The sequence below is a fragment of the Cognatishimia sp. WU-CL00825 genome (assembly GCF_040364665.1).
GTDB lineage: Bacteria > Pseudomonadota > Alphaproteobacteria > Rhodobacterales > Rhodobacteraceae > Cognatishimia.
On record NZ_BAABWX010000001.1, the window covers coordinates 510,160 to 531,796 of the forward strand.

Here is a 21,637-nt window from a genome sequence, read left to right on the forward strand (position 1 = left end):
AGGGTCTTCCTATGCCGATAAGGAGCCTTAGCCACATTGGAGAAGCTCAGATTCGCAACTAATAGGGATGCTCGTGCCCGTCTCGTGTCTTAAAGCAACCGGTTGTTTCAAGCGAGAGTTCATCAAAGCGTGCCATAAGGCCGTCGGCTGATTGATCTTTTGTGATCTCGGCATTGGTACCGCCCATGTCTGTAGAAACCCAACCCGGATGATAGATGCCAACGGCGATGCCGTCAGATTTAAAGTCCGTGGCCAAATTTCGTCCCAGGTTTAATGCGGCAGCTTTAGAAGCTCGGTAGATAAAGCTGCCACCCGGGGCATGAGTTTGACTGGCCATTTGGCTGGAAATGATTGCAATTTTCGGTTCGGCTGCGCGCTTTAGGTTTGGCAGCAAGGTTTTGATAGTCAGATAAACGCCGGTGACATTGGCGGCAAATGTACTAGACCAAAGCTGGGGATCGTAACCTGTTTCCAAGCAATGTCCCTTGTTCAATTAAACGCCAGCATTACAAATCAAGCTGTCTACTGTCTGATTGTGGAGTGTGTTCTTCAAATTGGCGAAATCCGCTTCTTTGGCACGTCAAGATCGATAAAAGGGATCTTTTTTCTTGCTGTACCGCTGAATTTGTTGCCGCGACTTTGAAAGCGTGTGTAAGGCGCGTGCCCAATGCCACGATTGGCCACTGTGATAACCGTGTGCATATGGTGCTTTCATTTCTGTTAGTTTGACTTGCGCCCTGGACGGAATGGAAGTGGCGCAACAGGAATGCCATCTTCTATCAGGCTTTTTGCTTCTTGCGCATTTGCCTCGCCATAAATGGCTCTTTCAGGCGCATCGCCGGTATGTATTGCGCGTGCCTCGTTGGCAAAATTGCCGCCTACATAATCTGAATTGGCTTCAACTTGTTTCTTGAGTTCAGCAAGGGCTTGTTCAGAAGGGGACGCGGGCCCCGACAATGGCTTATCTTCGGCAATCTCTGTGGATGCTTCGGTTACCTCCGAAGCTGACCGAGCTGGTCGAACGCGTGGGGCCATAATGGCTTTGCTGACTTGTGTGTCACCACATATCGCGCAAGACACCATGCCCGCGGACTTGAGCTTGTCAAACGCGCTCGCCGACTGAAACCAGCTGTCAAATCGATGGTTTTGTGCGCATTTTAGAGAGTATTGGATCATTTAATTTGGCCTAACGTCTTATGCCAACCTAATATTTGTCAGTGTTGGTATCAAGATAAATGCAGATTTTTACACGTCGCTATTTCAGGACATGTGGATCGAACGTTTCAATGATCTTTACGAGCTCAGGTTCTTTTACAAGTTTTGCAGCTTTTTTTTGTGAGAACCATTTGCGTTTGCGTTGGCCCTTTTCGGGAAAGTCTTTTTCCAAACGTTTGGCGCGAAGAGGATAAACCATAACAAGGCAGGGCAACGAGCGCTCAATCGAGGTGTTTTTATAATAGGAAAACACACCCAAGCATTGTGGAAGCGCTTTTCCTCGAATACCGGCTTCTTCCCAGGCCTCCTGCGCGGCGGCTTCGGCAGGGCGTTTCCCCAACATTGGCCAACCTTTAGGTATGATCCAACGTCCGGTGCGGCGGCTGGTAATCAACAGGATTTGAATCTTCCCATTACGCACGCGATAGATCAGCGCTGCGAATTGCGTTCGTACTTCGCGCTTGCGTGCTTTGCGGATAGCGATGGGAAGTTGAATGGCCATATGCGATGTCACGGTTTCTGTCCGGATTTCTTCTCGTTGTTGTCTAAGCATAGGCCGACGATCGAAAAAGGCCAAGAGTCTCTAGCTGGATGGGAATGCGTGGGACAGGTGGTCCATCATGGGGTTGTGCGCTGTTTTGTGGAAAGTCAGGCGGGTAATTCGTGAGTAATTCGGTCATTTTGTAAGACGTGTGACGAAATTCCGCAAAATTTTTCTCAATTTCTGGGAAATCATGGACTATTTTCTGAGTTGACCCGCCTTGACTATATTTAGTTTTTGTCGTTCGTGGCTGTCTATATCTGGTGGTTATTTCTCAAAAATTCGAATGTTTAAGTATCGTGATGTTCGTTTTGTTGTGTGTTTGGTAGAATTTTGGACAAAAAAGCTATTGATTTCCATGAATTCCCATGGCATCCCTGTAAGCACGATGAGGACGGGAAATAAGGGGCGCTAAACGACCCCGCAAAGAAAATCCCAAGTCAGGTTTCATACAGGCCCCGATTTCATCGAATGAGAGATCCGGCGCGCGGGCGAGCAGACATCCCCCCAGGTGGCGCGCGCAGCTGGACATACCCGCAAAGCGGGACGAGGGCGGCGAATTGGGCAGTGGCAGCAGCTCAATTCGCCGTTTCGTTTCGGGCGGCACGCAACACGATGTGGGGTCAATAGAAGGACCGGGTCAGGCAGTGGCACGCAGGTTCAGAGGCGAAAGCCACCATAAGGTGGATACGAAGGGCAGGGTGTCTATCCCGGCCTCGTTTCGTCGTGTGCTTGAGGCGGCCGACCCAAATTGGAAATCGGGTGAAACCCCAGAGCTAGTGATCGTTTATGGGGATCATCGCCGCAATTACCTTGAGTGCTATACAATGGAAGCCATTGAGGAGGTCGATGAAAAGATCGACGCCTTGCCGCGTGGTTCCATGGAGCGGAAAATGCTTCAACGCCTGTTTCATGGTCAGTCGTTCCCAACGACTGTTGATGAAACAGGCCGTTTGGTTCTGCCTGCAAAGCTGAGAAAAAAGATCGATCTGGATAAAGAGGCGTTTTTTATCGCAGCGGGCGACACGTTCCAGATTTGGAAGACCGAAACTTATGAGCAGGAAGAGTTATCAAAAACCGAGGAATGGTTGGATGAGCTTCCTGATGATTTTGATCCGTTAGTCTTTTTAGACCAACAAAAGGAGAGCTAGAAATGCCGGGTAAGGCCACTTCAGCGTCAAACGCCCCGCATATTCCAGTGTTGTTGCGCCCATTGCTCGCCGCTATTGCGCCTGTTTCGGGGCGCTGGCTGGATGGCACTTTTGGCGCGGGTGGATATACTAAAGGTCTTTTGGAGGCCGGCGCTGACAAGGTTTATGGTGTTGATCGTGATCCGCTGGCGTTTGAAATGGCAGCGGACTGGGTTGTAGGCTATGGCGAGTGTATCGAGCTTGTCGAGGGCGTGTTTTCCAAAATGGACGAATATGCCCAAGATCTGGACGGAGTGGTGCTGGATCTTGGTGTTAGCTCTATGCAGTTGGATATGGCCGAACGCGGGTTTTCATTTATGCGCGACGGTCCTTTGGATATGCGTATGAGCCAAGACGGCCGATCGGCTGCGGATATCGTAAACACCGCATCCGAAGAAGAAATAGCAGACATTTTGTTTCACTACGGCGAAGAACGCGCAAGTCGCCGCATTGCGCGATCTATTGTGCGTGAGCGGGCGAATAAAAGCTTTGAGAGCACGCTGCAACTTGCTGAGATAATTGAGAAATGTCTTCCCCGCCCAAAGCCTGGACAAAGCCATGCTGCGACGCGAAGCTTTCAAGGCCTGCGCATTGCGGTGAATGATGAATATGGCGAGTTGTTCCGCGGGCTAATGGCGGCGGAACGCGCGTTAAAGCCAGGCGGTTTGTTGGCTGTTGTGACCTTTCATTCGATCGAAGACCGCATGGTTAAGAAATACATGCAGGCGCGGTCAGGGCGCATGGGTGGTGGCAACCGTTATGCACCAGAAGTTGTAAAAGAAGCGGCGGCCTTTGAGTTGCTGACCCGCAAAGCAGTGGGACCTGACGAGCAAGAATTAGACGAAAATCCAAGGTCCAGATCGGCCAAATTGCGGGTGGCGCGTCGTACGGATGCGGCTGCTGGTGGCGTGGATGGCAAAAAAATTGGGATGCCAATGCTCACCGTTGGTAAATCCGGGGGACGTAAGTGATGCGTGGTTTGTTTTATGTGATGACTGCTTTTTCGGTCATTGGATTAGCGTTTTGGGCCTATCGGGAAAACTATACCACCCAAGAGGCGTTGGGGCGCACCGAAGTATTGCAGGCCGACATAGGTTCAGCCAGGGATAGGCTTGCGATGTTACGTGCGGAGTGGGCTTATTTGAACCGGCCAGACAGATTGCGCGAACTTGCCGACATCAATTACGAACAATTGCAGCTTCTGCCTCTGCGTCCAGATCAATTTGGCCGTATTGAACAAGTGGCCTTTCCACCTTTAGATACGGCGATCATCGACGGCATTGTCGAGGTCTCTAATCAAGAGATTGCCCAATGATACGCAGACCTCTGCGGCCGCTTGCGACGATCATGAATGCGCGCGCCAAGGGCGAAAACCCGGATGCGATTGAAAAACACAATATCAAGCAGCGCCACGAAGTCATGCGTGACAAGGCGCGCCAGCGTGCTGAGGGGCGCTTGTTGGTTCTAGGTGTGGTTTTCTTGGTGGCATTTGGTGCAATCGGGTTCCGCATGGGGGCCTTGGCCAACAGCGAAGCCGCGGAACCACGCGCTATTTCTGGCGAAAATTTCATCGTAGCGCAACGCGCAGATATCGTTGACCGCCAAGGGCGCATTCTTGCAACCAATCTTGAAACCTTTAGTCTATATGCGCAACCAAACCACATGATTGACAAGGAACATGTGGTGACAGAGCTTGTTAAAATTTTTCCTGATCTAAACGAAAATAGATTACGCAAAGATTTCACAGGCAAGCGTAAGTTCTTGTGGGTGCGAAAGAAAATTAGCCCAGAGCAAAAGCAAATGGTGCATGATATTGGCGATCCTGGGTTGCTGTTTGGGCCGCGCGATATGCGTCTTTATCCAAACGGAAAACTGGCTGCCCATGTGTTGGGTGGCGCTGGGTTTGGCCGCGAAGGCGTGAATGCAGCAGAATTGATCGGCGTCGCGGGTGTGGAACGTACTTTTGATGAGGCATTGCGCGACCCTGCAAATGGCGGCAAAGCATTGACACTGTCACTGGATCTGACAGTTCAAGCCGCGACCGAGCGGGTTTTATATGGCGGCATGAAGCTGCTCAATGCCAAGGGCGCAGCCGCCGTCCTGATGGATGTGCACACAGGCGAAGTGCTGTCATTGGTAAGCCTGCCTGACTTTGATCCCAACGAACGCCCCCGGCCACTGGTTGAGGGCGACGCGGCGGATAGTCCGTTGTTTAACAGGGCACTACAGGGCGTTTATGAACTGGGTTCAACGTTCAAAATATTTGCAACTGCACAGGCGCTTGAGCTGGGTTTGGTGAATCCAGACACGGTGATAGACACCAAAGGGCCTATGAAAGTTGGCGGGCATTCCATTGGCGAATTCAAACGCAAGAACTATGGCAAGCTTTCGGTCACTGACATTATTGTCAAAAGCTCGAACCGGGGCACAGGACGGATTGCGTTGCAAATCGGTGTTGCGCGGCAAAAGGCTTTCTTGAAATCTTTGGGTTTATTTGAGCCAACACCTATCGAGATTACCGAAGCAAGCGGCGGTCAACCGCTGTTGCCTGCTAAGTGGACGGATCTGTCGGCGGTAACGGTGTCTTATGGGCATGGGTTATCCAGCACACCGCTGCATTTGGCCACGGCCTATGCGGCGCTTGCTAATGGTGGTCGTTTCGTAAAACCAACGATTCTTAAGCAAGATCAAGCGCGATATGGCCCTCGGGTCATGCGTGAGGATGTGGCGGCAGCCAGCGTCAAGATGTTGCGCAAAGTAGTCACAAAAGGGACCGCCAGCTTTGGCGAGGTGCCAGGGTATTTTGTGGCCGGAAAAACAGGAACCGCGGATAAGCCAAAGCCGACTGGTGGCTATTATGATGACAAAGTTATCAATACCTTTGCTTCTGTCTTCCCTGCCCATTCTCCAAAATATGTACTGGTTGTTACCTTGGATGAGCCGGTCGAAACTTCTGGTTCTGAACCGCGTCGTACAGCGGGTTGGACAGCCGTTCCTGTCGCGGCAGAAATCATTGAGCGTGTGGCACCGCTTTTGGGTCTGCGTCCACAAGTTGAACCTGCGGTTTTGACTGATATAACGCTGGCATCACATTAGTGCCAAAAAAGGGCAACAAATGGCAGCACAGGCAAAGAGACTTTCCGAGCTGGGTTTAACTGCAGCGGCGGGCAAAAATCCTCTAGTAACCGGCATTGCGGTAGATAGTCGGGATGTAAAAGAGGGGTATTTGTTTGCGGCACTAGCGGGCACGCGCATTCACGGGGCCACCTTTATACAATATGCGCTGCGCATGGGTGCGGCCGTGATCGTGACGGACGCAGAAGGCGCGCGCATTGCGGCAGCTGAATTAGCTGGTGCTAACGTGGCTCTGGTTATCTGTGAGGATCCTCGACAAACACTCGCATTTACGTCTGCGCTTTGGTTTGGTCAGCAGCCAAATACTGTTGCTGCCGTGACAGGGACAAACGGTAAAACTTCGGTGGCCACTTTCTTGCGCATGATTTGGCAAGAGATTGGCCTTGCGGCCATTAATTTGGGAACGACGGGCGTTGAAGGCGATTTTCAATACCCGCTACAACATACGACGCCAGAGCCAATTACCCTACATAATGTCTTGGCCCTAGCCGCTGATGTCGGTGTGGAGTGCGCTGCGATGGAAGCCAGTTCGCATGGCTTAGAGCAACGTAGATTAGACGGCGTGCAACTCAAGGCCGCGGGTTTTACAAATTTCAGCCAGGACCATTTGGATTATCACGCGAATTTTGACGACTATTTTGACGCGAAATCCGGGTTGTTTGCCAGGGTCTTGCCCGAAGATGGTGTCGCTGTTGTCAATATTGACGATATGCGAGGTACGGATATTGCCGCCATCGCTAAGGGCCGTGGTCAAAATGTAATCACCGTTGGTCGTCATAGCGCCGATTTGGAATTGCAGGTTCAGCGATTTGACACCACCGGTCAGGATATTCGCTTTTCCTACCGCGGAAAACCTTTTCAAGCGCGGCTTGGTCTGATTGGTGGGTTTCAGGCCGAAAATGTGCTGCTTGCAGCTGGGCTTGCGATTGGATGCGGGGCAGAAGCAGAACGCGTTTTTGAAGTTCTCGGGGAACTCAATACTGTGCGGGGTCGGATGCAACTGGCTGCAACACGCATGAACGGAGCGGCTGTTTTTGTGGATTACGCGCATACGCCGGATGCAGTGGCGATAGCGCTAAAGGCTTTGCGGCCACATGTTATGGGGCGCTTGATTGCAATTGTAGGGGCTGGCGGGGACCGAGACGCAAGCAAGCGACCATTAATGGGGGCCGCGGCTGTCAAAAATGCGGATATTGTATTTATCACCGATGACAATCCGCGCACCGAGGACCCTGCGGCGATCCGCGAAATGGTACTGGAGGGTGCACCTGAGGCTATTGAAGTTGCAGATCGCGCCGAGGCAATTCTGCGCGCCGTTGACACTCTAGGACCGGGGGACGCTTTGTTGATCGCTGGCAAGGGCCACGAGACGGGGCAGATTATAGGGGACGACATTTTGCCCTTTGACGATGTCGAACAAGCAAGCGTTGCGGTTCTGGCGTTGGACGGAGGGTTGGCGTGATGTTGTGGTCTTCGCAAGAGGCCGCTGCGGCAACCAATGGACGCGCAACAGTTGATTGGGCATGCTCGGGTGTGTCGATCGATACGCGCACTTTAAAAAAAGGCGATTTGTTTGTGGCACTTAAGGCCGCGCGCGATGGGCACGAGTTTGTGGCCCAAGCGTTGCAGAACGGCGCTGTAGCTGCCTTAGTTACACATATCCCCGACGGTCTCGATGAAACAGTCCCCTTGTTGATCGTTGACGATGCTCTGGCCGCCCTTGAAGATATGGCCCGTGCCGCCCGCAAACGAACGCGGGCCAAGGTTGTTGCCGTAACGGGGTCTGTCGGCAAGACTTCAAGCAAAGAAATGTTACGCAAAGTTTTAGGCGGGCAGGGAAAAACCCACGCCGCCGAGGCAAGTTATAATAACCACTGGGGTGTTCCGCTAACTTTGGCCCGGATGCCACAAGACACTGAATTTGCAGTCATTGAAATCGGGATGAACCACCCTGGCGAAATCGCGCCTTTGGCAAAGATGACGCGCCCGCATGTGGCTTTGATCACGACAGTTGCTCCAGCACATATGGCTGCTTTTGAGAGCCTCGAAGGCATCGCAGTGGAAAAAGCATCGATCTTTGATGGATTAGAAGACAATGGCGCTGCGATTTACAAAGGCGACTTGCCAGTTTCGGATCTGCTGAATGCAAACGCAAACCGATTTGCCAAGACGATTGTGAGCTTTGGCGAAAATACTTCTGCTGACTTCCAACTTCTTGATGTGCGGATTGGGGATGCCTCAACCGTCGCAAAGGCGCAAATTGGCGCTGAGACACTATTGTTTAAAGTGTCTGTACCAGGCCGACATTTTGCCAGCAACGGCCTAGGCGTGCTAGCGGTTGCCGATGTTTTGGGTTTGGATCGGGCCATCGCCATTGCGGATCTTGGGCAATGGTTTCCTGGGGCTGGTCGTGGGCAGCGCGAAGTTATCGCCTTGGACCGGGCGGATGATCGCCCGACAATTGAACTTATTGATGACGCATATAATGCGAATCCAGCGTCGCTTGGGGCGGCGTTAGAGGTATTGGGCGCAGCGCAAGCCAAGGATGGCGTCGGACGCGTAAAAATTGGGCGGCGTATCGCTTATCTTGGCGACATGAAGGAACTGGGCGAACAAGAAGTCGCGATCCACGTCGCTGTTGCTAACCTTCCTGCGATTCAATCTGTCGATAAGGTGCATTGTATTGGTCCGCTCATGAAATCTCTTTATGAGGCATTGCCTTATGAGAAACGCGGTCGTTGGACCGAGACCTCAGCAGAAATGATAAATGGGCTTGCGCGTGATTTAGATGCGGGCGACGTGGTTTTGGCCAAAGGGTCGCTGAGCATGGGGGTCGGCAGAGTGGTTGACGCTATACGAAAATTGGGTCATCCCGCCTCCACAAAACGCGAAGGGACTTATTAATGTTATATTGGTTAACAGCGCTTTCTGATGGCGGCGATGTATTCAATTTATTTCGCTATATCACTTTCCGCGCTGGTGGAGCCTTTATGACGGCCCTGATATTTGGGTTTATTTTTGGGCGTCCGCTGATCAATGTTTTGCGTCGCAAGCAGGGCAAAGGCCAACCCATTCGCGAAGACGGGCCCGAAGGACACTTTTCTAAGGCGGGGACCCCCACGATGGGGGGCTTGTTGATCGTTGGGGCACTGCTGACATCCACGCTTTTGTGGGCACGGCTGGACAATGGTTTTGTTTGGTTGGTTTTGTTTGTCACCATGGCATACGGGCTGATTGGGTTTGCAGATGATTATGCAAAGGTCAGCAAGCAAAATACCAATGGTGTTTCGGGACGCGTGCGCCTTTTGCTTGGGTTCTTGATTGCAGGTATTGCCGGATATTGGGCAACACAATTGCATCCCGAGGCTTTGCAATTCAGAGTGGCTTTGCCAATTTTCAAAGATCTCCTGCTTAATTTTGGGCTGCTGTTTATCCCTTTCTCAATGTTTGTTGTGGTGGGGGCGGCCAATGCCGTGAATTTGACCGATGGACTGGACGGTCTGGCCATTATGCCCGTGATGATAGCAGCAGGCACCCTTGGCATCATTGCCTATGCGGTTGGACGCGTGGATTTCACAGAATACTTGGATGTTCACTATGTGCCGGGAACCGGTGAAATCTTGATATTTACAGCGGGTTTGATCGGCGGGGGGCTTGGTTTTCTTTGGTATAACGCCCCACCTGCGGCCGTGTTTATGGGCGATACCGGGTCTTTGGCCCTTGGTGGTGCGCTTGGGGCAATCGCGGTGGCCACAAAGCACGAGCTGGTATTGGGCATCGTCGGAGGGCTGTTTGTTGTGGAAGCGCTTTCCGTCATTATTCAGGTTCTATACTTTAAACGCACAGGCAAACGCGTATTTCTGATGGCCCCGATCCATCACCACTATGAGAAAAAGGGGTGGGCAGAACCGCAGATTGTCATCCGTTTTTGGATCATTTCGCTCATACTGGCGATGATTGGTCTGGCAACCTTGAAGGTGCGTTAAGCGGCCATAAGTTTTTTCTTTCTCTATGCCAGCGTGCCGCTAAGATGCGCTGGCTTTCGCTTTGCTAAATACAAGCTTCGTGACGCAGCATATTGAGGGCTCATATATGATATCAGTGCAGGGTTTTGCGGGTTCTAACGTTGGTGTGCTTGGGTTGGGCAGATCGGGCATGGCCACTGCACGCGCATTGCAGGCTGGCGGGGCCACTGCGATCTGTTGGGATGACAACGCGCAGGCCCGACAATTGGCCGAACAGGATGGCTTTGTCGTTGCGGATCTTGCTCGTGATGGAGCGTTTCAGGACCTGGCCTGTTTGATTGTTTCGCCAGGTATTCCGCATCTCTATCCAACACCAAACAAGATCATCGAGAAAGCACTGCGCGCTGGCGTCACGATCGACAACGATATTGGCCTGTTTTTTCGCAGTTTTGCGACGCAAGAATGGGACAACTTTGTTGTTACACCTAAAATTGTTGCGATTACCGGCTCAAATGGAAAATCAACGACTTCGGCCCTGATCCATCATGTGCTTGAGCATGTGGGACGCAGCACCCAATTGGCGGGCAATATCGGGCGCGGTGTGTTGGATATCGATCCAGCGCAAGATGGAGAAGTTATTGTGTTGGAGCTGAGCAGCTATCAAACAGAATTGGCGCGTGCTCTGACGCCTGACATAGCTGTTTTTACCAACTTGTCCCCAGATCACCTTGATAGGCATGCGGGAATGGGCGGGTATTTCGCTGCCAAACGCCGACTTTTTGCAGAAGGTGGCCCTGATCGCGCAGTTATTGGTGTCGATGAGATCGAAGGCTTGTTCCTTGCGGGGCAAATGTCTGAGGGTCGTGCCGATGATCGGGTTATTCAGATTTCGGTTGACCAGAAACTTGCCGGGAACGGTTGGAATGTTTTTGCGAAAAAGGGCTTTCTGTCAGAGTATCGCAAAGGACGCCAAGTGGGGGCTATTGATTTGCGCAAGATCAAAGGGTTGCCCGGAGCGCACAATCATCAAAACGCCTGTGCAGCTTATGCCGTGTGTCGGACTTTGGGGCTTGCACCACGCGTGATTGAAAAAGCCTTTGAAAGCTTTGCAGGCTTACCGCACCGCAGCCAGATTGTCGCCGAAAGTGGTGATGTCACCTTTGTAAACGACAGCAAGGCCACCAATGTTGACGCCGCAGCCAAAGCCCTGTCGGCTTTTGGCAAGATCCGCTGGATTTGTGGTGGGTTGCAAAAGGATGGGGGACTTGAAGGGCTTCAGGGGGCTATGGGCAACGTAGTCAAAGCCTATGTGATTGGTCGAGAAGCAGCAGCGTTTTCGATGCAATTGCCAGATATTTCCTGTGAAGTCTGCACAAGCATGGACGTCGCTGTTTCAAAAGCAGTTGCTGATGCCCAACCCGGAGAGACCGTTTTGCTTGCACCTGCGGCTGCGAGCTTTGATCAATACGACAGTTTTGAAAAGCGCGGCACGCATTTCATCAAACTGGTGCGTGACGCCTTGGGCGTGTCTGAGCCGAACGAAATCTAAGTTTCACGCAGCAGACTTGGGCAAAGCTTGTTGAATGGCTTGTCCCGCTGCAAAGCCTGATGACCAGGCCCATTGAAAATTGAAACCGCCAAGCCAACCCGTTACGTCAACAGCTTCGCCGATGACATAAAGGCCGGGTTGGTTTTTGGCTTGCATGGTTTTTGACGACAAATTGTCGGTACTGATACCACCAAGAGTTACTTCTGCTGTGCGGTATCCCTCGGTGCCTGACGGCGTTAGTTGCCATTGCGTTAGCTGTGTCGCCAGTTTGGACAATGCAGCATCGCTTTGGTCGGCGATATTGCCGTGCAGCGCCAATTCCTTCACCAGATAATCAGCAAGTCTTGTGGGGAAAATCTGGGCCATTATGGTGCTTAGGTTGCGACGACCGTCCGAAATGCGCTTTTGCCTTAGGGTTTCAAAGAGGTCTGAAGTTGGCGAAAGATTCACTGTTATTGGCGCTCCTTCGGTCCAATAGCTGCTGATTTGCAAAACAGCAGGACCAGAAAGACCTCGGTGGGTGAACAGCATGGCTTCTTCAAATTGGGTTTGCCCAGATGCGATGCGCACCGGGAGCGAAACGCCGGCCAATGGTTTGTAGCGTCCTTCTGGAAAAGTGAATGGCACAAGGGCGGGCCGGACATCTGTAAGTGTCAAACCAAATTGACGTGCTATGTCATATGCCAGCCCAGTGGCCCCCATTTTGGGGATAGATTTTCCGCCAGTGGCCAGAACCAGGTTTGTGCAACGAATTTCCCGCCGCTTTCCCGCTCGCTCGATTTCAACGGTATAGAAATCATTGGAATAAGACACAGACAGTATGTTGGTTTGGGTCCAAAGTTCCGCGCCAGATTCTTTCATTTCATCCAGAAGCATCTGGATGATGTCTTTGGCGGAATTATCACAAAACAATTGCCCCAAGGTTTTTTCGTGATAGGCGATGTTGTGCTTGGCAATCAGCTCTAGAAAATCCCACTGTGAATATCGGCTGAGAGCGCTTTTGCAGAAGTGCGGATTTTGTGAAATAAAGTTCTCGTGGCTGGCATAAAGATTAGTGAAATTACACCGCCCGCCGCCGGAAATTCGAATTTTTTCACCTGGGTTTTTGGCGTGATCCAGCACCAGCGTTTTGCCTTTGCAATGTGCTGCACACATCAGGCCTGCGGCTCCGGCGCCGAGTATTACGGTGTTATAATCCATAGGGGCGCTGTGCCTGACCAAGGCCATATGGTCAAGCAAATCTACAGATCGCTGTTACAAAGCTTTCAAAACGAATCAACTGCTGTTAGAATCACGACAGACCCGGAAAACCGGGCGATTTGAGGCAGATTTTCGGCGGTTTACGATGACAGAAATGGTTTATGGCGCACTCCCTGTACGGGATGTTGAGCCGATTCTTCCAAAATGGTGGCGCACTCTAGATAAATGGACGATGTCCTGCATCTTGATCCTGTTCGGCATCGGCTTGCTTTTGGGCCTGGCGGCCAGTCCGCCCTTGGCCGAAAAAAATGGATTTCCGCATTTTTATTATGTGTTGCGTCAGTCCGTGTTTGGGGCAGCTGCCTTATTTGCCATGGTCGTCACATCGATGATGAGTCCCAAGTTGGTGCGCAGGCTGGCTGTAATGGGCTTCTTGGCAGCGTTTTTAGCATTATTGATGTTGCCCTTCTTTGGTACAGATTTTGGAAAAGGGGCGGTGCGTTGGTACAGCCTTGGGTTTGCATCGGTCCAGCCGTCGGAATTTCTGAAACCCGGATTTGTGGTGGTAGCGGCCTGGCTGATGGCCGCAAATCAAGAAATCAACGGCCCTCCTGGGAAACTTTGGTCATTTTGCTTGACGGTTTCCATTGCCCTTGTGTTGGTCATGCAGCCTGATTTTGGCCAGGCCTGTCTGATTTTATTTGCTTGGGGTGTGATGTATTTCATCGCTGGTGCGCCAATGACACTTTTGGTGGCGATGATGTTGTTGGTGATCATTGGCGGCATGTTCGCTTACAATAGTTCAGAACATTTTGCTCGACGTATTGACGGCTTTTTAAGCGCAGATGTCGACCCGACAACTCAACTTGGTTATGCCACCAATGCCATTCGCGAAGGTGGGTTTTTTGGTGTCGGCGTGGGCGAGGGGCAGGTGAAGTGGAGCTTGCCTGATGCCCATACAGATTTTATCATTGCAGTTGCAGCCGAAGAATATGGCCTGTTGCTGGTGCTGCTTATCTTGGGGCTTTACGCTTTTATCGTGGGGCGGTCTTTTTTAAGACTGATGCGAGAGCGGGATCCGTTTATTCGTTTGGCAGGCACGGGGCTGGCCGCAATGTTTGGTGTTCAGGCGATGATTAACATGGGTGTTGCAGTACGTTTGCTTCCGGCAAAAGGCATGACATTGCCCTTTGTGAGTTATGGCGGTAGTTCTTTGATTGCAGGCGGTATCGCCGTAGGGATGCTATTGGCATTCACGCGCAGCCGTCCACAAGGTGAAATTAGCGACATTCTTCGAGGTCACTACAGATGACAGATAAGCCGTTGCTGGTAATTGCAGCCGGAGGCACGGGGGGGCATATGTTCCCAGCCCAAGCCCTTGCGGAGGCGATGCTAGCCAAAGGGTGGCGCGTGCAACTGAGCACGGATTCCCGTGGTGCAAGATATACGGGTGCTTTTCCCAGTGAAGTTGATATCCAACAAGTGCAGTCTGCGACATTTGCGCGGGGCAGCTTTTTGAACAAAATGATGGTGCCATTTCGGGTGCTATCTGGCATTCTGGGTGCCGCCATGAAAATGCGGCGCAGCAAGCCGAACGCCGTTGTAGGCTTTGGTGGATACCCCACAATTCCTGCAATGGGCGCGGCGTTTTTGTTGCGTTTGCCGCGGATGATCCATGAACAAAATGGCGTACTTGGCCGTGTGAACTCGTTGTTTGCAAAGCGCGTAAACTATGTGGCCTGCGGCACTTCTCCAACGCAGGTTCCAGAGGGAACCAATGATGTGCATGTTGGTAATCCGGTACGCGCTTCAGTGCTTGAACGCGCGGGTGCAGGATATATTCCACCGGGCGATTACCCGATGTCGATACTGGTGATTGGTGGATCGCAAGGCGCGCGCATTCTAAGTGATGTTGTGCCTCCAGCAATTGATGCGCTGCCCTCTGAAATTCGCCGTCATGTGCGAGTGTCCCATCAAGCACGTGAAGAAGATATCGAACGGGTCAGCCAATACTATGTTGATCAAGGTGTAGACGCCGATGTGCGGAGCTTTTTTACCGATATCCCGGAACGTATGACAGAGGCACAACTGGTTATTTCACGGTCGGGCGCATCCTCTGTTGCAGATATTTCGGTGATTGGCAGGCCATCGATTCTGGTGCCTTTTGCTGCGGCAACAGGCGACCACCAAAGTGCCAATGCGCGAGGACTTGCCGATGCCGGTGCTGCGATCGTCATTCCAGAAACATTGCTAGAAGTGGACAGTTTGTCTGCACAGATCGCTGTGGTCCTCGGAGATTCGGATGGTGGCTTGCAAATGTCGCGCCGCGCTTTGTCGGTGGCGAGGCCAGATGCCACCGAACAATTGGTCGCGCTGGTTGAAGAAATAGCGAATTAAGGAAAATTCTATGAACGCTGCAACCAAACTTCCGGGTGATGTCGGACCGATTCATTTTGTTGGAATTGGTGGGATTGGCATGTCTGGAATTGCCGAGGTTTTGCTAAACCACGGCTATGTTGTGCAAGGTTCTGATCTGAAATCCAGTAAGATCACCAACCGCTTGGAAAAGATGGGTGCAACAGTTTTTCTTGGGCAAAGCGCCGAAAATTTGGAAAATGCAGAGGTTGTTGTGATCTCTTCTGCTATCAAACCTGGCAATGCGGAACTGGATGAGGCGCGTTTGCGCGGCTTGCCGGTTGTGCGCCGGGCTGAAATGTTGGCGGAATTAATGCGCCTGAAATCCAATATCGCGGTTGCAGGCACGCATGGAAAAACCACAACCACAACAATGGTTGCCGCTCTGCTTGATCACGGCAGTTTTGATCCAACTGTTGTGAATGGCGGGATTATTCACGCTTATGATTCCAACGCACGCGTTGGAGACGGCGAATGGATGGTTGTGGAGGCAGACGAAAGCGATGGTACATTCAATCGACTGCCTGCAACCATTGCCATCGTTACAAATATCGACCCGGAACATATGGAACACTGGGGTGATTTTGACGCTCTGCGCGCAGGGTTCCACGAATTTGTCTCAAACATCCCATTCTATGGCTTGGCGGTCTGCTGCACCGATCATCCGGAAGTACAGGCGCTTGTTGGGAAGATAACCGACAGACGTGTGGTGACATTTGGGTTTAACACGCAAGCTGACGTGCGCGCTGTCAATTTGACCTATTCTGCGGGCATCGCACATTTTGATATCGCGTTGCAGGCTGAGGGGCAGATCATAGAGGGATGTAGCCTGCCAATGCCCGGTGATCACAATGTGTCTAACGCGCTTAGCGCAGTTGCGATTGCGCGGCATTTGGGCATGTCTGCAGATGATATCAGAGACGCATTGGCCAACTTTGGCGGTGTGAATCGCCGGTTCACCAAGGTTGGTGAAATCAACGGTGTTTCGATTATTGATGATTATGGTCACCACCCAGTCGAGATTGCGGCGGTACTAAAGGCCGCGCGCCAAGCCAGCGAGGGCAGGGTGATTGCCGTACATCAGCCACACCGTTATTCACGTCTTAGCAGCTTGTTTGAAGAGTTTTGCACCTGCTTTAACGAGGCAGACGTTGTCGCCATTGCCGAAGTTTTTGGCGCTGGCGAAGACCCAATCAAAGGGGCTGAACGCGACGATTTGGTTGCGGGGTTGATAGCGCATGGCCATCGCCATGCCCGCGCGATTGTGAACGAAGATGATCTGGAGCGCTTGGTGCGTGAGCAAACAGCACCCGGGGATATCGTCGTTTGTTTGGGGGCAGGTACAATTAGTACATGGGCAAATGGCTTACCAGCACGCCTTACTGCTTAAAATTCAAACTTTGCAATGAGAGACCGTTCCTAATGTCATATTCTATCATCGCTGCATTGATTTGGATGGTTTTGGCCAACATTAGGGCGATGTTTCCAAGCCGTGACAATCATTGGCGATTTGCCTATATCATGATGGCGTTTGGTGTCCCCATTTTGATTTGGGTTTTTCTTGAGAACGGCCCCTATGTAGCAGCAATTTTGTTGGTTGGTGCGATGTGGGTTATGCGTTGGCCGGTCATCTATTTAGTAAGGTGGGTGCGTCGAGTGTCTGGCTTATGAACGCTGAAATTCTGCTTATCATTGGCGGGACATTGGCACTTTTGCTGGCCATCACAAGTTTTGTGCTGACGCAGCGCAATGCATGGCGCGCGATTTTCCTGCTCGTCACGTTATTTGGCAGCATGAATGTCGGTGTTTTTATATGGTCTGAAATACTTGAAGGTTGGAGCAGTTTCCGGCTCTTTCTCTTTTGGATCGCAGCGCTGTTGCCGCCACTGATTGGATTGGGTATTGGAGCGCTGTTGGGGTATCTCGTGAACTGGCGAATATCCAAAATAGACGCCACCCATAATAAGCCACGGAGATAGGCGAGAATGACTAAACTGCCAGAAGTGCGCGGTAAGCTGAGCCAAAACCGGCTTTTGGCTGATTTGACATGGCTGCGCGTTGGCGGACCGGCTGATTGGTTGTTTCAACCGGCGGATTTGGCGGATTTGCAGCATTTTCTTGCGGAATTACCGAAAGATATTGAAGTGTTTCCCATGGGTGTTGGCAGCAATCTGATCGTTCGCGATGGTGGATTACGAGCCGTCGTAATACGAATGGGGCGTGGATTTAATACAATAGACATCAAAGGCAACCGTGTAACAGCGGGTGTGGCAGCGCTGGACGCACATGTTGCTCGTAAAGCCGCCGAAGCAGGCGTAGATCTTACATTTTTGCGTACAATTCCCGGTGCAATTGGTGGTGCAGTATGCATGAATGCTGGCTGCTATGGTTCTTATATTGCAGATGTTTTTGTCAGCGCAAAAGCCGTCAACCCAAGTGGCCAGCTGGTCACTTTGACAGCAGATGACCTGAGATTTGAATACCGCCAATCCCAGTTAGCACAGGGTTGGGTATTGGTTGAAGCGACATTCGAAGCACCGTTTGGTGATCCAGACGCGTTGAGAGCGCGTATGGATGCGCAACTTGCCAAACGCGACGCCACGCAACCGACCAAACAGCGCAGCGCGGGCAGTACTTTTCGAAACCCAGCGGGTTTTTCAAGCACTGGGCGCTCTGATGATGTGCATGATTTGAAAGCTTGGAAGGTCATCGACGACGCTGGGCTGCGCGGTGCAATTGTTGGCGGTGCACAGATGAGCGATATGCATTCTAACTTTATGATCAACACCGGTGGCGCAACTGCCGCAGATTTAGAAAACCTTGGCGAAGAAGTCAGAAAAAAGGTTTTCGAAAATAGTGGAATAACGCTAGAGTGGGAAATCAAACGGGTCGGCGAGTTTAAAGACTGATCCTAAAAAATGTCTCAGGTTTTGAGGCTTTAGCGAATTAAGATGCGAGAGATCTGGAGAACCGGTCAAATCTCGTGAAAAGCGCCCAAATGGGCAAATAACAAAGGCCGAAAACGGTCTGAGAATTTAGCGCTGGAGCGGGTATGTCGAGCAGGGCAACTCCGAAAGTGGCGGTACTGATGGGCGGGCCCTCTGCTGAACGCGAGGTCTCTTTGTCGTCGGGGCGTGAATGCGCCGCTGCTTTAAGAGAAGGTGGATTTGAAGTTGTCGAAGTTGATGCAGGTCATCATCTGGCACTGGAATTGCAAAAAATTCAACCTGATGTGATATTCAACGCCTTGCACGGGCGTTGGGGTGAAGATGGCTGTGTGCAGGGCATGCTTGAATGGCTGGGCCTGCCCTATACGCATTCCGGCGTTTTGGCGTCGTCACTTGCTATGGATAAAGAGCGTTCAAAAGCCGCATATCGGTCTGCAGGCCTGCCAGTTGTTGACAGTGTGATCGCTGACAAAACACAAATTCAGTCAGCACATGTGATGCCCCCCCCCTATGTGGTGAAGCCAAATAACGAAGGCTCATCGGTTGGGGTTTATATTGTACACGAAGCGGCAAATGCGCCCCCTAAACTTGACCCGGAATTGCCTGACGAGCTTATGGTCGAGACCTATGTGGCCGGTCGTGAACTTACAGCGACGGTCATGGGGGATCGTGCTCTGTCAGTTACAGATATCATAACTGATGGCTGGTATGACTATGACGCCAAATATGTGGCCGGCGGGTCACGTCACGTTGTGCCTGCAGACATTCCCAAAGAGATTTTTTCGGCTTGTCTTGACTATGCGCTCAAGGCGCATCGTGTTTTGGGCTGTCGTGGCTTAAGCCGCACTGATTTTCGGTGGGACGACACCAAAGGTCTTGCAGGATTGGTGCTATTGGAAACCAATACCCAACCTGGCATGACGCCAACATCGCTAAGCCCAGAACAGGCGCAAGCGTGTGATATTTCCTTTATCGAACTTTGTAAGTGGTTGGTTGAGGATGCGTCATGCAACCGGTGAACTCTCGCATAGATCCCGCCCCATCTCGCCTTTCATATCGTTATCAACGAATGATGCTGACCCCCTTGTTTCGATTTGGCCTGCGTGTTGTGATGCCCTTTTCAGTAGCGGCACTCGCAGCAGGTGTTTGGTTTTCTGACCAAGACCGCCGGGACAACATTAACATGGTGATCGACGATGTGCGCACCAGCATTGTCGAACGCCCGGAATTCATGGTTCAGGCTATGGCGATTGATGGTGCCAGCATCGGTGTCAGTGAAGATATTCGGGAAATTTTGCCGATAGACTTCCCCATGAGTAGTTTTGATCTGGATCTAAACGCAATGAAGGAGACCATTGCAGGTCTTTCACCGGTAAAATCTGCATCGCTTCGTGTGCGACCTGGTGGCGTTTTGCAGGTTAATATTGTCGAGCGTACCCCCGTTCTGTTGTGGCGTCTGCGAGACGGATTGCACCTTGTGGATGCCGAAGGTTTTGTGGTTGCCGAAGCCAATGGTCGCTATGCGCATGAAAACTTGCCGGTGATCGCGGGCCAGGGGGCTGAAAAACAAACAACCGAAGCCTTGAACCTGATCCAAGCTGCGGGGCCATTGTCCACGCGTGTCCGTGGTCTTGTGCGCGTAGGGGATCGCAGGTGGGATGTAGTTTTGGATCGTGATCAACGCATTCTGTTACCAGAAATAGGTTCAGTTTCCGCATTAGAGCGGGTTGTCGCACTAAGCCAGGTGCAGGAAATGCTTGAACGCGATCTGCAGGTTGTAGATATGCGGATCGGCGATAGGCCAACGATAAGAATAGCAGAACGTTCGGTGCAGTCCTGGTGGCAAATCCGAGAAATCCGAGTGGGAAAAGAAGAATGATTGAGCTGTATCAATCTCAGCGTGCGATGCGCGCGATGCGCAAAGCAGCAATGCAACGTGGTGTTGTTGCTGTGCTTGACGTTGGCACCTCAAAAATCGCCTGCCTTGTGCTACGCTTTGACGGGGGAGAGCATCTGGCCGAAGCAGAAGGCATTGGATCACTTGCAGGACAGTCGAGTTTTCGGGTGATCGGGGCGGCTTCTACACGCTCGCGCGGCGTCAGGTTTGGCGAAATCTCCGCGATGCAAGAGACCGAACGGGCCATTCGTACTGCCGTTCAGGCCGCTCAAAAGATGGCGCAAATTCGCGTAGATCATGTGATTGCTTGTTTTGCAGGGGCCGAGCCGCGGTCCTATGGTTTGGATGGGCGCGTGGATCTGGAAGACAACGTGGTTTCCGAGCAAGACGTGGCGCGGGTTTTGGCGCATTGTGATGTGCCTGATTATGGTGATGGACGCGAAGTTCTGCACGCGCATCCGGTAAACTTTTCATTGGATCATCGCTCTGGTTTGGGCGATCCGCGTGGACAGATGGGGCAAGAGCTGACTTGTGATATGCATATGCTGACAGTGGATGCGTCAGTGGTTGCCAATGTCGCCCATTGTGTCAAACGCTGTGATCTTGAGCTGGCTGGGATTGCCAATTCTGCCTATGTGTCAGGTCTGTCTGCGTTAGTAGAAGACGAACAAGAGCTTGGCGCGGCTTGTATTGACATGGGGGGCGGTTCAACTAGCCTCTCAATTTTTATGCGCAAACACATGATCTATGCGGATTCAGTCCGCATGGGTGGCGATCATGTTACAAGTGATATTTCGATGGGCCTGCAAGTGCCAGCTGCTACGGCGGAACGTATCAAGACATTTTATGGCGGTGTTCATGCCACCGGTATCGACGACCGAGACATGATCGAAATAGGCGGCGATACGGGCGATTGGGAGCACGATCGTCGTGCCGTCAGCCGTGCGGAGTTGATCGGAATAATTCGACCGCGGGTCGAAGAGATTTTGGAAGAAACCAGAGCCCGATTGGATGCGGCAGGATTTGAACATTTGCCTAGTCAAAAGATTGTTTTGACCGGAGCCGCAAGCCAAATTCCGGGCCTAGACACCTTGGCAAGCCGTATTTTAGGGCAGCAAGTTCGGTTGGGGCGCCCCATGCGTGTGCATGGTCTACCACAAGCCACCACGGGTCCGGGCTTTAGTGCCGCTGTTGGCATGTGCCTGTTTGCAACTCGCCCGCAAGATGAATGCTGGGATTTTGATTTACCTGCTGAACGACAAGGATCTCGTACTTTTCGCAAGGCCGTCAGGTGGTTTAAAGCGAACTGGTAAATTGTCTTTTTTGGTGCAGTAAAAACTGCAATTTTTTAGATGGCTGGAGCGTCGACAGCACATCTGGAATGATATATAAATGAGAAAAGCGAAAAAATCGCTGTATGGCAGGCCGAGCAGCTATGCCAAAATTGGTGAATCGGTTTTGAACGACGTGTAGAGTTTGCGCGTCGAGTGCTTTTTGTTGTGTGTCTTTACCCTAGGTTCCCCAATATCTGCTGCAATCGGCGAAATGCCGCGAATAGTGGCGAAATTTTGTCCACATTTTG

General features: G+C 51.7%; 21 protein-coding genes. 17 read left to right on the top strand and 4 right to left on the bottom strand.

All coding sequences use genetic code 11. The features are described 5' to 3' along the window. Positions 1-58 precede the first annotated feature (58 nt). The 3 genes from ABXG94_RS17805 to ABXG94_RS02495 all read right to left on the bottom strand — a co-directional run bounded on the left by ABXG94_RS17805 (position 59) and on the right by ABXG94_RS02495 (position 1,792). Positions 59-475, bottom strand: a complete 417-nt coding sequence (locus ABXG94_RS17805; RefSeq protein ID WP_502901676.1) for an SDR family NAD(P)-dependent oxidoreductase — start codon at positions 473-475, stop codon at positions 59-61. A 245-nt stretch (positions 476-720) separates the two neighbouring features. Continuing rightward, positions 721-1,176, bottom strand: coding sequence for a DUF1178 family protein (locus tag ABXG94_RS02490; RefSeq protein WP_353532102.1), 456 nt, complete (start codon positions 1,174-1,176; stop codon positions 721-723). Between the two features lie 79 nt (positions 1,177-1,255). Beyond that, positions 1,256-1,792 (bottom strand): NUDIX hydrolase, encoded by a 537-nt coding sequence (locus ABXG94_RS02495; protein ID WP_353532103.1) that lies wholly within the window; start codon positions 1,790-1,792, stop codon positions 1,256-1,258. Between the two features lie 611 nt (positions 1,793-2,403). Between ABXG94_RS02495 and mraZ the strand changes: the two genes are divergently transcribed. The 8 genes from mraZ to murD all read left to right on the top strand — a co-directional run bounded on the left by mraZ (position 2,404) and on the right by murD (position 11,595). Then, positions 2,404-2,907 (top strand): division/cell wall cluster transcriptional repressor MraZ, encoded by a 504-nt coding sequence (gene mraZ, locus ABXG94_RS02500; RefSeq protein ID WP_353532104.1) that lies wholly within the window; start codon positions 2,404-2,406, stop codon positions 2,905-2,907. A 2-nt stretch (positions 2,908-2,909) separates the two neighbouring features. Further along, positions 2,910-3,917 carry a 16S rRNA (cytosine(1402)-N(4))-methyltransferase RsmH gene (gene rsmH, locus ABXG94_RS02505; protein WP_353532105.1) on the top strand — a complete coding sequence of 336 codons (1,008 nt, stop codon included), beginning with the start codon at positions 2,910-2,912 and terminating at the stop codon, positions 3,915-3,917. Then, a complete protein-coding gene (gene ftsL / locus ABXG94_RS02510) occupies positions 3,917-4,261 on the top strand; it encodes a cell division protein FtsL (protein ID WP_353532106.1) in 345 nt (114 codons plus the stop codon). The genes rsmH and ftsL overlap by 1 nt, the downstream gene beginning before the upstream one ends. After that, positions 4,258-6,042, top strand: a complete 1,785-nt coding sequence (locus ABXG94_RS02515; protein WP_353532107.1) for a peptidoglycan D,D-transpeptidase FtsI family protein — start codon at positions 4,258-4,260, stop codon at positions 6,040-6,042. The genes ftsL and ABXG94_RS02515 overlap by 4 nt, the downstream gene beginning before the upstream one ends. Before the next feature lie 19 nt (positions 6,043-6,061). Then, the gene (locus tag ABXG94_RS02520) at positions 6,062-7,543 is read left to right on the top strand and encodes a UDP-N-acetylmuramoyl-L-alanyl-D-glutamate--2,6-diaminopimelate ligase (RefSeq protein ID WP_353532108.1); all 1,482 of its coding nucleotides are present in this window, start codon (positions 6,062-6,064) and stop codon (positions 7,541-7,543) included. After that, a complete protein-coding gene (locus ABXG94_RS02525; protein ID WP_353532109.1) occupies positions 7,540-8,985 on the top strand; it encodes a UDP-N-acetylmuramoyl-tripeptide--D-alanyl-D-alanine ligase in 1,446 nt (481 codons plus the stop codon). Before ABXG94_RS02520 ends, ABXG94_RS02525 begins: the two co-directional genes overlap by 4 nt. Next, positions 8,985-10,067, top strand: a complete 1,083-nt coding sequence (gene mraY, locus ABXG94_RS02530) for a phospho-N-acetylmuramoyl-pentapeptide-transferase (protein WP_353532110.1) — start codon at positions 8,985-8,987, stop codon at positions 10,065-10,067. Before ABXG94_RS02525 ends, mraY begins: the two co-directional genes overlap by 1 nt. Positions 10,068-10,173: 106 nt before the next feature. After that, positions 10,174-11,595: a UDP-N-acetylmuramoyl-L-alanine--D-glutamate ligase gene (gene murD, locus ABXG94_RS02535; RefSeq protein WP_353532111.1), complete on the top strand. Its 1,422-nt coding sequence runs from the start codon at positions 10,174-10,176 to the stop codon at positions 11,593-11,595. Positions 11,596-11,598: 3 nt separating this feature from the next. Here murD and ABXG94_RS02540 read toward each other — a convergent pair whose 3' ends face one another. Further along, on the bottom strand, positions 11,599-12,795 hold the full coding sequence (locus ABXG94_RS02540) for a BaiN/RdsA family NAD(P)/FAD-dependent oxidoreductase (RefSeq protein ID WP_353532113.1): 1,197 nt from the start codon (positions 12,793-12,795) through the stop codon (positions 11,599-11,601). A gap of 145 nt (positions 12,796-12,940) precedes the next feature. Here ABXG94_RS02540 and ftsW point away from each other — a divergent pair, with 145 nt between their 5' ends. The 9 genes from ftsW (at position 12,941) to ftsA (ending at position 21,368) form a co-directional block, all read left to right on the top strand. Continuing rightward, positions 12,941-14,107, top strand: coding sequence for a putative lipid II flippase FtsW (gene ftsW / locus ABXG94_RS02545; protein ID WP_353532115.1), 1,167 nt, complete (start codon positions 12,941-12,943; stop codon positions 14,105-14,107). Then, positions 14,104-15,192, top strand: coding sequence for a UDP-N-acetylglucosamine--N-acetylmuramyl-(pentapeptide) pyrophosphoryl-undecaprenol N-acetylglucosamine transferase (locus tag ABXG94_RS02550; protein ID WP_353532116.1), 1,089 nt, complete (start codon positions 14,104-14,106; stop codon positions 15,190-15,192). Before ftsW ends, ABXG94_RS02550 begins: the two co-directional genes overlap by 4 nt. A gap of 10 nt (positions 15,193-15,202) precedes the next feature. Continuing rightward, a complete protein-coding gene (gene murC / locus ABXG94_RS02555; RefSeq protein ID WP_353532117.1) occupies positions 15,203-16,600 on the top strand; it encodes a UDP-N-acetylmuramate--L-alanine ligase in 1,398 nt (465 codons plus the stop codon). A gap of 89 nt (positions 16,601-16,689) precedes the next feature. Next, positions 16,690-16,881, top strand: coding sequence for a DUF2484 family protein (locus ABXG94_RS02560; protein ID WP_353533982.1), 192 nt, complete (start codon positions 16,690-16,692; stop codon positions 16,879-16,881). Further along, positions 16,818-17,189: a hypothetical protein gene (locus ABXG94_RS02565; protein WP_353534045.1), complete on the top strand. Its 372-nt coding sequence runs from the start codon at positions 16,818-16,820 to the stop codon at positions 17,187-17,189. Before ABXG94_RS02560 ends, ABXG94_RS02565 begins: the two co-directional genes overlap by 64 nt. A gap of 6 nt (positions 17,190-17,195) precedes the next feature. After that, positions 17,196-18,119: a UDP-N-acetylmuramate dehydrogenase gene (gene murB, locus ABXG94_RS02570; protein ID WP_353532118.1), complete on the top strand. Its 924-nt coding sequence runs from the start codon at positions 17,196-17,198 to the stop codon at positions 18,117-18,119. A 143-nt stretch (positions 18,120-18,262) separates the two neighbouring features. After that, positions 18,263-19,177, top strand: a complete 915-nt coding sequence (locus ABXG94_RS02575; protein WP_353532120.1) for a D-alanine--D-alanine ligase — start codon at positions 18,263-18,265, stop codon at positions 19,175-19,177. Next, entirely contained in the window at positions 19,165-20,037 is an 873-nt protein-coding gene (locus tag ABXG94_RS02580) for a cell division protein FtsQ/DivIB (RefSeq protein WP_353532121.1), read from the top strand. Before ABXG94_RS02575 ends, ABXG94_RS02580 begins: the two co-directional genes overlap by 13 nt. Then, a complete protein-coding gene (gene ftsA / locus ABXG94_RS02585; RefSeq protein ID WP_353532122.1) occupies positions 20,034-21,368 on the top strand; it encodes a cell division protein FtsA in 1,335 nt (444 codons plus the stop codon). Before ABXG94_RS02580 ends, ftsA begins: the two co-directional genes overlap by 4 nt. Positions 21,369-21,637 lie beyond the last annotated feature (269 nt).

Bases quoted from the DNA above. Each gene is read 5' to 3' on its own strand.
- ABXG94_RS02490 (WP_353532102.1), bottom strand. From the start codon at position 1,176: ATGATCCAATACTCTCTAAAATGCGCACAAAACCATCGATTTGACAGC.
- rsmH (WP_353532105.1), top strand. From the start codon at position 2,910: ATGCCGGGTAAGGCCACTTCAGCGTCAAACGCCCCGCATATTCCAGTG.
- ftsL (WP_353532106.1), top strand. From the start codon at position 3,917: ATGCGTGGTTTGTTTTATGTGATGACTGCTTTTTCGGTCATTGGATTA.
- ABXG94_RS02515 (WP_353532107.1), top strand. From the start codon at position 4,258: ATGATACGCAGACCTCTGCGGCCGCTTGCGACGATCATGAATGCGCGC.
- ABXG94_RS02520 (WP_353532108.1), top strand. From the start codon at position 6,062: ATGGCAGCACAGGCAAAGAGACTTTCCGAGCTGGGTTTAACTGCAGCG.
- mraY (WP_353532110.1), top strand. From the start codon at position 8,985: ATGTTATATTGGTTAACAGCGCTTTCTGATGGCGGCGATGTATTCAAT.
- murD (WP_353532111.1), top strand. From the start codon at position 10,174: ATGATATCAGTGCAGGGTTTTGCGGGTTCTAACGTTGGTGTGCTTGGG.
- ABXG94_RS02540 (WP_353532113.1), bottom strand. From the start codon at position 12,795: ATGGATTATAACACCGTAATACTCGGCGCCGGAGCCGCAGGCCTGATG.
- ftsW (WP_353532115.1), top strand. From the start codon at position 12,941: ATGACAGAAATGGTTTATGGCGCACTCCCTGTACGGGATGTTGAGCCG.
- ABXG94_RS02550 (WP_353532116.1), top strand. From the start codon at position 14,104: ATGACAGATAAGCCGTTGCTGGTAATTGCAGCCGGAGGCACGGGGGGG.
- murC (WP_353532117.1), top strand. From the start codon at position 15,203: ATGAACGCTGCAACCAAACTTCCGGGTGATGTCGGACCGATTCATTTT.
- ABXG94_RS02560 (WP_353533982.1), top strand. From the start codon at position 16,690: ATGTTTCCAAGCCGTGACAATCATTGGCGATTTGCCTATATCATGATG.
- murB (WP_353532118.1), top strand. From the start codon at position 17,196: ATGACTAAACTGCCAGAAGTGCGCGGTAAGCTGAGCCAAAACCGGCTT.
- ABXG94_RS02575 (WP_353532120.1), top strand. From the start codon at position 18,263: ATGTCGAGCAGGGCAACTCCGAAAGTGGCGGTACTGATGGGCGGGCCC.
- ABXG94_RS02580 (WP_353532121.1), top strand. From the start codon at position 19,165: ATGCAACCGGTGAACTCTCGCATAGATCCCGCCCCATCTCGCCTTTCA.
- ftsA (WP_353532122.1), top strand. From the start codon at position 20,034: ATGATTGAGCTGTATCAATCTCAGCGTGCGATGCGCGCGATGCGCAAA.